A 12,464-nucleotide genomic window follows, 5' to 3' on the forward strand; every position below is an offset into this window, starting at 1 on the left:
AGCCATAGGAGCCTCGTCTGGACGTATGTTGCTTGTGCAGCAACTGTAACGCCGCGCGCCGCACTGATGCAATGCGCGTTAAAAAATTTACGCGCCAGAAACCACAAACGGCCCATATCTGCGCCGCTGAAATGAAAAAGCCGACTCCAAGAGCCGGCTTTCTCCAAATATCATCAGTCCGCGCCCGTAACGTCAGGACCGACCAAAGGTCAGAACGTGAGATCAGTGCGCCACAGCGCCCTGATTTTCACCGGTTGCCGTAATTTTGGCCAGTCGTGCGGCCTCTTCTGCGGCATCATCCCATTCGATCGGCTCCGGCTGACGCACCAGAGCATGTTCGAGCACTTCGGACACATGGGTGACAGGGATGATTTCCAGCCCTTCCTTCACATTGTCCGGAATGTCCGCCAGATCCTTGACGTTTTCCTCGGGGATCAGCACGGTCTTGATCCCGCCGCGCAATGCCGCAAGGAGTTTCTCCTTCAGCCCGCCGATGGCGGTGGCATTGCCGCGCAAAGAGACCTCGCCCGTCATGGCGATATCCTTGCGCACCGGAATTTGCGTCAGCACGGAGACAATGGTCGTGACCATCGCCAGCCCCGCACTCGGCCCGTCCTTCGGCGTCGCCCCGTCCGGCACGTGAACGTGGATGTCCATCGTGTCAAAGAGCGGCGGTTTGACCCCGATTTTCGGCGCAATCGAGCGCACATAGGAACTGGCCGCGTCGATGGATTCCTTCATCACATCGCCCAGTTTCCCCGTAGTCTTCATCCGCCCCTTGCCGGGCAGTTTCAGAGCCTCGATCTGCAACAGATCACCGCCAACGGAGGTGTAGGCCAATCCGGTGACAACGCCGATCTGGTCCTCTTTCTCGGCCAGACCATAGCGGAACTTTTTCACACCCAAGAACTCTTCGAGATTGTCGGAGGTCACATGAACGCTTTCGACCTCTTTCTTGATGATCTTGGTCACCGCCTTGCGGGCGATCTTGGCAAATTCACGTTCCAGATTTCGCACCCCCGCCTCGCGGGTATAATAGCGGATCACATCCATGATCGCATCATCCGAGACAGAGAATTCCTTGGACTTGAGACCGTGGTTCTTGATCTGCTTGGGCAGCAAATGCTGTTTCGCGATCTCGGATTTTTCCTCTTCGGTGTAACCCGACAGCGGAATGATCTCCATCCGGTCCAGAAGCGGCCCCGGCATGTTGTAGCTGTTGGAGGTGGTCAGGAACATCACGTTCGAGAGGTCATATTCAACCTCAAGATAGTGATCCACAAAAGTGGAATTCTGTTCCGGATCAAGCACTTCGAGCATGGCCGATGCCGGATCTCCACGGAAGTCCTGCCCCATCTTGTCAATCTCGTCGAGCAGGATAAGCGGATTCGTCGTCTTGGCCTTTTTCAACGCCTGAATGATCTTGCCCGGCATGGAGCCGATATAGGTCCGGCGGTGGCCGCGGATCTCGGACTCGTCGCGCACACCACCGAGCGAGATGCGAATGAATTCGCGTCCCGTGGCTCTGGCAACAGATTTGCCCAAGCTGGTTTTCCCCACACCCGGAGGACCGACAAGGCACATGATCGGGCCTTTGAGCTTTTGCGAGCGTTGCTGCACCGCGAGATATTCGACGATGCGTTCCTTGACCTTCTCAAGCCCGTAGTGATCCGCGTCGAGAATTTCCTCGGCCCGTCCCAGATCCTTTTTCACACGCGATTTCGTGCCCCACGGGATCGACAGCATCCAGTCGAGGTAATTGCGCACCACAGTGGCCTCGGCCGACATGGGCGACATGTTCTTGAGCTTTTTCAGCTCCGCCTCGGCCTTTTCTTTCGCCTCTTTCGACAGTTTCGTGGCGGCGATTTTTTCTTCGAGCTCGGCAATTTCGCCAGCCCCCTCATCGCCGTCACCCAGCTCCTTCTGAATGGCCTTCATCTGCTCATTCAGGTAATATTCGCGCTGGGTTTTCTCCATCTGCGATTTGACGCGGGTCTTGATCTTTTTCTCGACCTGCAAGACGGACATCTCGCCCTGCATCAGCCCGTAGACCGCCTCAAGACGGTCGTCCACTGCAAGGGTTTCCAGAAGCCGTTGCTTTTGCTCCACTTCAACGCCCAGATGGCCCGCCACAAGATCGGCAAGCTTGGCCGGTTCGCGGGTCTCGGACACCGCCACCAGCGCCTCTTCCGGCACGTTCTTTTTCACCTTGGCGTAATGTTCGAATTCCTCGCGCACAGAGCGCAAAAGAGCGGTCACAGCTTCCGCATCGCCCGCGCTTTCTTCAAGCGGGGTGATCTCGGCCTCGAAATAGCTGTCATTGTCGAGAAAACGCGTCAGTTGCACGCGGCGTTCGCCCTCGACCAGCACTTTAACCGTGCCGTCGGGCAATTTGAGAAGCTGAAGCACATTGGCCAGCACGCCGACGCGGTAAATCCCGTCCGTGTCCGGATCGTCCACAGCGGGGTCTTTCTGGGCAGACAGCAGAATCTGCTTGTCCTGCGCCATCACCTCTTCGAGCGCTTTCACGGATTTGTCACGTCCCACAAAGAGCGGCACGACCATATGCGGGAACACCACAATGTCGCGCAGCGGCAGAACGGGATAGGATTGGAGTTGCTCGTGCATTGTCATTCCTTATCTTGGCAAAAGAGCCGGACCCCACGAATGGCAGCCATAGACTCTTTCCTGTCTTGGTGACTATATCTGGGGGCCTGTCCCCATGATTTCAACCAAGGCAAGTTGCAGCTTGCCGAACAGTTTGCCTTTCATGGCCCTGCCCTGCAAGGGCGGAAATGCAGCCATACTGCAGGTTTTTCACCCTGAAATGCATAAAAACGCGCTTAAAAGCACCGGATCACACAAAATTCCGTGTATGGCGCAAATCGCGCCGCTCCGGACCGGGGTTCACCTGCGCTCAAAGCGGCTCGATGTCGCCCAGAGCCCGCGTATCATGGAACTCTTTCTCCCACGCCGCGAAACGCCCTCCCGCAATCGCATCGCGCATTCCCTGCATGATCTCCTGAAAATAATGCAGGTTGTGCCATGTCAGAAGCATCGACGAAATGATCTCGTGGCTGCGGAACACATGGTGCAGATAGGCGCGCGAATAGTTGCGACAGGCGGGGCATGTGCAATGCTCGTCCAGCGGACGCGGATCGTCGGCATGGCGTGCGTTCTTGATGTTGACCTGCCCGCGACGGGTCCATGCCTGCCCTGTCCGCCCCGACCGCGACGGCAGCACGCAATCCATCATATCAATGCCGCGCTTGACCGCGCCCACGATATCATCGGGCTTGCCCACGCCCATCAGATAGCGCGGCTTGTCGGTTGGCAGCATGTCAGGGGCGAAATCAAGCGTGTCGAACATCGCCTCCTGCCCCTCACCCACGGCCAGACCGCCAAGCGCATAACCGTCAAAGCCGATCTCCTTGAGCGCCTCGGCGCTCTCCTCGCGGAAATCGCGCTCCAACCCGCCTTGCTGGATGCCGAACAGGGCATAGCCCGGACGGTCGCCAAAGGCCTCTTTCGAGCGCGCCGCCCACCGCATCGACAAACGCATCGACTCCGCGATCCGGTCCCGATCCGCCGGAAGCGCCGGACATTCGTCGAAACACATCACAATGTCGGAGCCCAGAAGTTTCTGGATTTCCATCGACCGCTCGGGCGTCAACTCATGCTTGGAGCCATCCACATGGGAGCGGAAGGTCACGCCCTTTTCCGTCAGCTTGCGCAGCTCGGACAGGCTCATCACCTGAAACCCGCCGCTGTCGGTCAGGATCGGCCGTTCCCAGTTCATGAACTTGTGCAACCCGCCAAGATTGGCAATCCGCTCCGCCGTCGGGCGCAGCATCAGGTGATAGGTGTTGCCCAGCAGAATATCCGCCCCCGTCGCACGCACGCTTTCGGGCATCATCGCCTTGACGGTGGCCGCCGTGCCCACAGGCATGAAAGCCGGCGTACGGATCTCGCCGCGCGGGGTGGAAATCACACCGGTCCGCGCCTTGCCATCCGTGGCATTGAGGGAAAATGAGAATCGTTGGGGCTGTATATTCTGGGTCATACCGCCGGATTTACCCGTAAACCCCGCCCGAGGCCAGAGCACAGCTGCCAGCCCCCGCGCGCTGCCCCTGCGGCTTTCTGATGGTCCAAATACTCAAAACCCGCCCCGATCAGGGGCGGGCCTTGTCTGCACTCGGAACACATGCTCATCGCATACAATCAAAGCGCGAGATCAACATAAACGATTCCGCAGCTCTCACTCCGCCGCTTCAATCGTCGCCTTGGCATCTTCGGGAATGGCCAGCGACAGGATGATCGCGGACAGACCGCCGATGGTGATGGGCGCAGCGAAGACCTGTTTGAGGAAGGGCGGCAGGTTCTGTGTTGCATCCGGCACCAGCGTCACGCCAAGCGCCAGCCCGAAAGACACGGCCATGATATAGACCCTGCGCAGCGTCATCTCCTCGGAGGACAGGATACGGATACCCGCCACCGCAATGGTGGAGAACAGCACCAGCGTCGCCCCGCCCAGAACCGGTTTCGGGATGATCAGGAAAAACGTGCCTATGATCGGGAACAGCCCCATAAGCACCAGAAACCCTGCCATATACAGCCCGACATGGCGCGAGGCGACACCGGTCATCTGGATCACACCGTTGTTTTGCGAGAACGTGGTGTTCGGGAAAGTGTTGAACACCGCCGCAATGGCCGAATTCACCCCGTCGCCCAGAACCCCGCCCTTGATGCGCTTCATATAAAGCGGGCCTTCGACCGGCTGGCCGGAAATCACCGAGTTGGCGGTCAGATCGCCGGAGGTTTCAATCGCTGTGACCAGATAGAGAAAGGCCAGCGGGATAAAGAGGCCCAGATCAAAATCGAACCCGTATTTGAACGGCACCGGCAGGGCGAAAAGCTCGGCCGTCCTCAACGCGCCGAAATCCACCATTCCGAAGAAACTCGACACGATCGTGCCGACAACCAGCCCGATCATGATGGCGGAAATGCGCAGCATCGGTTTGCCGATAAAGGTCATCACCAGAATGATCGCCACCACCAGCGCGCCCATGAGCAGATAGAGCGGCTTGCCAAGGTCTTCGCCTGCACGCGCGCCACCGGCGAAATCTGTGAACCCCGATTTGATGAGCGACAGCCCGATCACCGTAATGACGATGCCCGTCACCGTCGGCGTGATGATGCGTTTGAGCTTGTCGAGGAATTGCGACAGGATGATCTCCACCAGAGAGCCGACCAGACTGAGGCCGAAAATCATCGCCAGAATATCCTCAGGCGTGCCCCCGCGCCCCTTCACCGCAAACCCTGCGGCGAGAATGGCACCCAAAAAGGCGAAAGACGTGCCCTGTATCGACAAAAGCCCCGAACCCACCGGACCGATGGTTTTGCACTGGATAAAGGTCGCCACACCGGAGACGAAAAACGCCATGGCAATCAGATAGGGGATATATTCGCCCAGCCCCAAAGCTCCGCCGATGATGAGGGACGGTGTGGCGATGCCGACAATCGAGGCCAGAACATGCTGGATCGCGGCCAGAGCGGCTTTGGGTGGCGGCGGCACATCGTCCAGTTTGTAGACGAGCGGTATGAAATCTTCTTTGCTCATTTTAATTCCCCTTGGTTTTTATGTCCCTGCCCCAAGCCTGCGGTGAGGATGTCTGTAACAAAAGCGTTACGCAGCAGCCGTCCGGCGCCGGAGAAAAGCTGCACAAGAAACAGGCGGGTCTCCGCACTCCTCGCAATGACTGCCTAAAAATTCATCAAACGAGAGTTTGCTGCATCGCGCCTTTCTCCCCACACAGGTCAACACACAGGCCCGCACTCAAGCCGCACCGCAGAGCCCCTATGACGCGCATGAAAATAAACGCCGCCGATGTCATAAAACCCACAAATCCTCTTGCCAGACTCGGACAAGTTTGACATTGGGCGAAACAGGGTCCGCCACGATTCACCGTGCAGGACCTCTCCCCTTACATGAGAGATATGCGAGATGACGGACAAAGCGCCTTATGGCTTCGCTCTGGGCTGGGAAGAATGGGCCGCCCTGCCCGCTCTCGGCCTGCCTGCGCTCAAGATCAAGGTAGACACCGGCGCGAAAACCTCTGCGCTGCATGCCTTTGATATCGAGCCTTTCGGCAAGGCCGACACGCCCAAAGTGCGGTTCAATATCCACCCCGTGCCCGGACGCGAGGACATCACCATTTCCTGCTCGGCGGATGTGGTGGACCGCCGCGAAGTCACCTCGTCCAACGGCGAGACCGAGTTGCGCTATGTCATCCGCACGGAGATCGAGATCGGCGAGCGTCGCTGGCCCATCGAGATCACACTGACCAACCGCACCAATATGGCCTACCGGATGCTCTTGGGGCGTCAGGCGATACAGGACGATATGATCGTGCAGCCGACAGAAAGCTTCTGTCAGCCCGAACGCGATGACGCGGTCTATTTCACCTCCGCCATCCGCCATGCCACCCCCAACCGGCCGCTGCGCATCGCGGTCCTGTCGCGCGAGCCGGACAATTACACCACGCGCCGCCTCATCGACACAGGCGAGGCGCGCGGCCATGTGGTCGAGGTGATCGACACCACGCGCTGCTATATGGCGATCAACGCTATGGCACCGGAAATCTACTATGACGGCGAACGTCTGCCGCGCTATGACGCGGTGATCCCGCGCATCGGGGCTTCGGTCACCTCTTACGGCACCGCCGTGATCCGCCAGTTCGAAACCATCGGCACCTTTTGCCTCAACGGCTCCGAAGGCATCACCAAATCGCGGGACAAGCTGCAGGCGCACCAAGTCCTCGCCCGACACCGCATCGGCATGCCCACCACCGCCTTTGCCGCCTCTCCGAAAGATACGGACAACCTGATCGCGCTGGCCGGTCAGGCCCCGTTGATCGTCAAACTTCTGGAAAGCACCCAAGGGCGCGGCGTCGTTCTGGCCGAGACCAAGAAAGCCGCGCAATCGGTGATCTCCGCCTTTCGCGGGCTCAAGGCCAATTTCCTCGTCCAGCATTTTGTCAAAGAGGCCGCCGGAGTCGACATCCGCTGTGTCGTCATCGACGGCAAGGTGGTGGCCGCGATCAAACGCAGCGCCTCGGGCGGGGATTTTCGCTCCAACCTGCATCTGGGCGGCACGGCCTCTCCGGTGCGGATCACCAAGTTCGAACGCGAAACCGCCCTGCGCTCGGCCAAGGCCTTCGGGCTGCGCATGGCAGGCGTCGATCTGTTGCGCGCCGATGACGGGCCGAAAGTGCTGGAGGTCAATTCCTCTCCCGGTTTTGAAGGGGCAGAAACCGCCACCGGCAAGGATCTCGCGGGAGCTTTGTTCGATGTAATCGAAAAGCGGGTTCGTCCTGCGCCCGCACGAAAGTCACGCACCAAAAGCGCCTGAGTGACGGCTAATGCCTCGCGCACCGGAGTTTCGCCGCAGACCATGCGCGGGGCCGGTGTGTGAGTGAGGTCAGTAAGCGAAGCCGGTGTGCGAGGCCGCACGCGGGGCATTCCGCCTCTCGCGTCAGCCCGTCATCCAGACATCATAGCGCGTCGTTTTCCCGCGTATCTGGTGCGAACACGGCCTGATCCCCTCGATCGGATCGGCCTTGGCGGGCCATTTCAACACAACTCTGGAACGCGCGTTGTCTAGAGCAACGCGCACCAAATCCGCCGCATCCTCGTCTGCGCCGACAATCTCGCGCACCTGACGCAATTCCAGCTTCACCAGAGCCGTGGTCTTGCGCGGCGGATGCATCGGGTCGATCAGGATGGCTTCCCCGTCCAGCTGCGGCAGCAAATCCTTTGCATCCCCGTGCAAAAGCGTCATGCGCCCGATGATCTCTTGCAACTCGCCCCCCTCGCGCGCGGCCCGTTCCATGCCCTCGGCCAGCAGCGCATGCATCTTGTCAGAACGTTCGATCAGGGTCACCTGTGCGCCCAGCGAGGCCAGCAGGAATGAATCCCGCCCCAGACCCGCAGTCGCATCAATGATGCTGGGCGTCTTGCCGTTGCGCAGCCCCATCGCTTTGGGCAGCGCCTGACCGCGCCCCCCGCCAAAGCGCAAACGGTGTGCGACCGGACCGCTGACAAAATCCACCCGCAGCTCTCCGGCGGCCTGTTTATCCGCAGCCTGTTTCATCACCCGTCACACCCGTTTTCTGTCGAACCCGTTTTCATGAGACCCGAAGCCATACAGCATCCCGTCAGGTTTCATATTTTACAAAGTCGGAGAAAGAAAGCACCGCCTGCACGCAAGGGCAAGCCCTGACGCAGCCCGCGACAGACCACCGCTGCTATAATCGCTACCATAACGTCGCAGCCCTCTGGGAAACCGCGCTGCGCCTCCCCATCTGTTATCGTGACATTCTCCTGTTACACGCTCCCTATTCCATACCGTGACCACAGGTGCATGGTCGATATTTTACAGGTGCCCGATGACCAAAACCCATTGCCCGCAGTCTCCCGACCCGAAACGGCTTTTGACCGAGTTTCAAACGCTCCGCGCCAAAATCACCGCCGAATGCAAGGCGCTGTGGAACGCGTGGGAGAGCGAGGACATGCGTCCGGAGTTTCGCCCCTCGGCGCAGAACCTCGCCCATTATCTGGCCCTGCGCCATGCCGACCTGACCCCGTTGCAACCCGATCTGGCGGGGCTTGGCCTGTCCACTCTGGGCCGCACCGAGCCGCATGTCCGCGCCTCGCTTGACGCTGTGGAAGCCACTTTGGCCACGCTTGCCGAGGGCGGGCCGTGGGACCGTCTGCCGCGCCCCAGTTGCGAGGATTTCGCCCAAGGCCCCGCCCGCCTCGCCGCCCGCCGCGACAGGCTCTTTGGAGCGGGGGCCTCCGGTGCGCCGCGCTCGCGCATCCTGCTGACCCTGCCGACCGACGCCGCATCTGATCCCGACCTCATCCCCGAGATGATCCGCGCCGGTGCCGACTCCATGCGCATCAACTGTGCCCATGACGGGCCGGAAGTCTGGGCCGCCATGATCGCCCGCATCCGCGCAGCAGAGGACGAGATCGGCCGCTCTGTGCCGGTGCTGATGGATCTGGCGGGGCCAAAACTGCGCACGGGGTCGGTGTTCGGCCCGAAAAAGCCGCGGGTCTTTGTCGGCGACCGGCTCGACATCCTGCGCGAGACACCAGCGGGCAAGGTCAAACATATCAGCACCACCCTGAGCCATCCCGAACTGATCGACCATCTCACCGTGGGGATGCCGGTCTTTATAGATGACGGCAAAATCGGCGCGGAGGTGGTCAAGCGCACCAAGAAAGGCGCAAGGCTGCGTGTCACCCGCGCCGGTCCCAAAGGCGTGAAGGTCAAGCCGGAGAAAGGCTTCAACCTGCCGTCGGTGGAGATCGACATTCCCGCGCTCACCGAGGCCGACCGCACCGCGCTCGACTTCGTCGTCGGGCACGCCGATATGATCGGCTATTCCTTTGTCCAGACCCCCGAAGACATCCGCCTGCTGATCAAGGAGGTGGACCAACGCCTTGCCAAAGGGGCCGCACGTCCGGGGCTTGTGCTCAAGATCGAAACCGCGCTGGCCGTGCGCAACCTGCCGCGGCTGATCGTGCAGGCGGGAGCCCTGAGCGAAACCGCCGTGATGATCGCACGCGGCGATCTGGCCGTCGAGATCGGCATGGAACGGATGAGCGAGATTCAGGAAGAGCTGCTCTGGCTCTGCGAAGCCGCCCATACCCCCGTGGTCTGGGCCACGCAGGTGCTCGAAGGGCTGATGAAACAGGGGCTGGCCACCCGCGCCGAGACCACCGACGCCGCCATGGCGCAGCGCGCCGATTGCGTCATGCTCAACAAAGGCCCCTATGTGCTCGACACCATCCATTTCCTGTCGCGCATCCTTGGCCGGATGGACCGCCATATGTCGAAAAAATCCGCCCGCCTCGCGCCGCTGCGGTCATGGAAGGGCAATCTGTCGCTTTGATCCTGTATTCTAATCACTGGACGCCCCGCGCCCCAATCCCTATATGTTCTCTCGGAAATAGAGGAATGCGCGCATGAGCGAACAAGCACAATCCGAAGACACCCCCATCGAGGGCGCCCCGCTGATCAAACCGTCAACCACGGATCATCCGCTGCATGAAGCCGTGGTCGAGGCCTGCCGCTCGGTCTATGATCCGGAAATTCCGGTGAATATCTATGATCTCGGCCTTGTCTACACGATCGAGATCAACGACGAGAACGAGGTTCTTGTGCTCATGACCCTAACCGCGCCGGGCTGTCCGGTGGCCGGAGAAATGCCCGGCTGGGTCGCAGATGCCATCGAACCCCTGCCCGGCGTCAAACAGGTCGATGTCGAACTGACATGGAACCCGCCGTGGGGCATGGAGATGATGTCCGACGAGGCACGTCTCGAACTCGGCTTTATGTAATCCGCCGCTGACCGCCCTGCGGTGATCTTGCGGTGATGGTGTGAGACACGTTCCGAAAGCGGCCCCTGCGGCCGCTTTTGTTTTGGCCGTGCATTCTCAGGCTAAGCAAGCCACATAGCGCAACCGGAAAAGGCTGCAACGCCCAAAACGCAACCCAAAACGGTTGCATTAATCAAAACGCAACCTATACTGGCTGCATCATGAGCAACAAACTCCGCAAAATAGCCGTCCTCACCGGCGATCTGGTCAATTCCACAGAGCTCGGCCCCGAAAACGTGGAACGCGCTTTTGATGCGCTCGAAGCCTGCGCCAAGATGCAAGCCGACTGGATGGAGGGTCAAAGCCTCCACTTCACCCGCCACCGTGGCGACGGCTGGCAGGTGGCCTTGGCAGACCCGAAATACGCCCTCCGATCCGCCCTGTGCTTCCGCGCCGCATTGCGAGCGTTGGGCGAAGAATTCGACAGCTATATCGGGATTGCCGAGGGGGAGGCCCCTCAAGAATCCTACTCCAATTTAAACTTGGCAACCTTCGCGCCATTTGTCCTATCTGGGCAATGCCTTGAACTCGCAAAAATGGAGCAGTTTGAATCTCGTTTTTTTGTAAACGGTTTCGGACCACTCGGCGCCGCCTTCATTCTTGCTGAAGCCATATCGTCGAAATGGACGCAGACACAATCCGAAGCGGTTTTGGAAGTTATTCACCCGAAGGCACCTTGGACCTATACCGCAGTCGCGAAAAAACTAGAGAAGTCCAGACAAGCAATCTCAAAATCTCTCTCTGCGGCAAGCTTCGAAACACTGAATTACGCCATGACATCCATCGAAGAGAAAAAAATCCTCGTAAAAAGAGGAGAAGCCCATGCCTGAAACCCTCGCCGCCCTCTTTCTCGCCCATGTGCTGGCCGATTACGTTGTCCAGCCCGCATGGATGGTCGAGGACAAGGCCAAGCCCGAGACCCTGTTTCTGCACTTCCTCGCCGTTGTTTTCACCGCCATGCTCTGCACCGGCCAACTGGCCTCTCCCGCCGTTTACGCACTGGCGCTGGTCCATATCGTGATCGACGCCGTGAAAGTCCGGTGCTTCTCCGACAGTTTCATCCCGCATGTTACCGATCAAGCGCTGCACCTTGTGACACTGGCGGCCACCGCCCTGCTCTGCCCCGATCTTTTCGCCACCGGCCTTTATGGCGATGTGACGTGGCTGCCCAAACTCATGCTGCTCGGTGCAGGCGCGATCTATGCCACCCGCGCGGGCGGTTTCGCCGTGGGCAAGCTCATGGCGCATTTCGGCGACAACCCCATCGAAGACAGTCTCGACAAGGGTGGTTTCTGGATCGGCCTGCTGGAACGCACCCTGATCTTTCTTTTGCTCATCGGCCAGATGCCCGGCGGAATCGGCTTTCTCGTCGCCGCCAAATCCGTGCTGCGTTTCGAGGCGACACAGGATGGCAAAAAGGCCGAATGGGTGATCATCGGCACGCTAGCCTCCTTTGGTTGGGCCATTGCCGTCACGCTCGCGGTGATGTTCATGGCCAGTTTGCTGCCGCCTGTTGGAATTTCGCTCCCGAACCACTAGATTATCCCCAAAGGAGACACGCATATGTTCGGCATTCCCGGAAAACAGGCTGTGACCATGACCCCCGCGGCCTCGGCACAGATTGCAAAGCTGATGAAACAGGACGGTTCCAAGGGGCTGCGTATCGGCGTCAAGAAAGGCGGCTGTGCGGGCATGGAATATACCATGGAATACGTCTCCGAAATCGACCCGATGGACGAGGTCGTGGAACAGGATGGCGCGCGCGTGATGATCGCTCCGATGGCGCAGATGTTCCTGTTCGGCACGGAGATTGATTACGAGGTCTCCCTGCTCGAATCCGGCTTCAAATTCCGCAATCCCAATGTGGTGGATGCCTGCGGCTGCGGCGAGAGCATCAAATTCGACGAGAGCCTCTCCGCCGGAAAATAAGCCGTCCTCCGCCATCGCGCCCTCCTTTTGTGCGGCGTCGCGTCCCAGAGCGCAAGCCTGCGCTTGACTGCCCGTCACAGGCTGCAATG

General features: G+C 59.7%; 10 protein-coding genes. 6 read left to right on the plus strand and 4 right to left on the minus strand.

The features are described 5' to 3' along the window. Positions 1-222 precede the first annotated feature (222 nt). From lon to KO492_RS13150, 3 genes are all read right to left on the minus strand, one after another. Positions 223-2,628, minus strand: a complete 2,406-nt coding sequence (gene lon / locus KO492_RS13140; protein ID WP_216045378.1) for an endopeptidase La — start codon at positions 2,626-2,628, stop codon at positions 223-225. A 289-nt stretch (positions 2,629-2,917) separates the two neighbouring features. After that, positions 2,918-4,063, minus strand: a complete 1,146-nt coding sequence (tgt, locus tag KO492_RS13145) for a tRNA guanosine(34) transglycosylase Tgt (RefSeq protein WP_216045379.1) — start codon at positions 4,061-4,063, stop codon at positions 2,918-2,920. Between the two features lie 195 nt (positions 4,064-4,258). Continuing rightward, on the minus strand, positions 4,259-5,620 hold the full coding sequence (locus KO492_RS13150; RefSeq protein WP_216045380.1) for a nucleobase:cation symporter-2 family protein: 1,362 nt from the start codon (positions 5,618-5,620) through the stop codon (positions 4,259-4,261). A gap of 384 nt (positions 5,621-6,004) precedes the next feature. On the opposite strand from KO492_RS13150, the gene rimK reads away from it, so the two are divergent. Beyond that, positions 6,005-7,411 (plus strand): 30S ribosomal protein S6--L-glutamate ligase, encoded by a 1,407-nt coding sequence (rimK, locus tag KO492_RS13155; protein ID WP_216045381.1) that lies wholly within the window; start codon positions 6,005-6,007, stop codon positions 7,409-7,411. A 123-nt stretch (positions 7,412-7,534) separates the two neighbouring features. Here rimK and KO492_RS13160 read toward each other — a convergent pair whose 3' ends face one another. Further along, positions 7,535-8,152 carry a class I SAM-dependent methyltransferase gene (locus KO492_RS13160; RefSeq protein WP_216045382.1) on the minus strand — a complete coding sequence of 206 codons (618 nt, stop codon included), beginning with the start codon at positions 8,150-8,152 and terminating at the stop codon, positions 7,535-7,537. Positions 8,153-8,447: 295 nt separating this feature from the next. Between KO492_RS13160 and KO492_RS13165 the strand changes: the two genes are divergently transcribed. The 5 genes from KO492_RS13165 (at position 8,448) to KO492_RS13185 (ending at position 12,375) form a co-directional block, all read left to right on the plus strand. After that, positions 8,448-9,959 (plus strand): pyruvate kinase, encoded by a 1,512-nt coding sequence (locus tag KO492_RS13165; protein ID WP_216045383.1) that lies wholly within the window; start codon positions 8,448-8,450, stop codon positions 9,957-9,959. 73 nt (positions 9,960-10,032) lie between these two features. Next, the gene (locus tag KO492_RS13170; RefSeq protein ID WP_066607925.1) at positions 10,033-10,407 is read left to right on the plus strand and encodes an SUF system Fe-S cluster assembly protein; all 375 of its coding nucleotides are present in this window, start codon (positions 10,033-10,035) and stop codon (positions 10,405-10,407) included. A gap of 200 nt (positions 10,408-10,607) precedes the next feature. Then, positions 10,608-11,276: a hypothetical protein gene (locus tag KO492_RS13175; RefSeq protein ID WP_216045384.1), complete on the plus strand. Its 669-nt coding sequence runs from the start codon at positions 10,608-10,610 to the stop codon at positions 11,274-11,276. Then, positions 11,269-11,985 (plus strand): DUF3307 domain-containing protein, encoded by a 717-nt coding sequence (locus KO492_RS13180; protein WP_216045385.1) that lies wholly within the window; start codon positions 11,269-11,271, stop codon positions 11,983-11,985. Before KO492_RS13175 ends, KO492_RS13180 begins: the two co-directional genes overlap by 8 nt. A gap of 24 nt (positions 11,986-12,009) precedes the next feature. Further along, positions 12,010-12,375 carry a HesB/IscA family protein gene (locus KO492_RS13185; RefSeq protein WP_066607919.1) on the plus strand — a complete coding sequence of 122 codons (366 nt, stop codon included), beginning with the start codon at positions 12,010-12,012 and terminating at the stop codon, positions 12,373-12,375. Positions 12,376-12,464 lie beyond the last annotated feature (89 nt).

Origin of the sequence: Celeribacter halophilus (assembly GCF_018860305.1) — a bacterium.
Classification (GTDB): Bacteria; Pseudomonadota; Alphaproteobacteria; order Rhodobacterales; family Rhodobacteraceae; genus Celeribacter; species Celeribacter halophilus_A.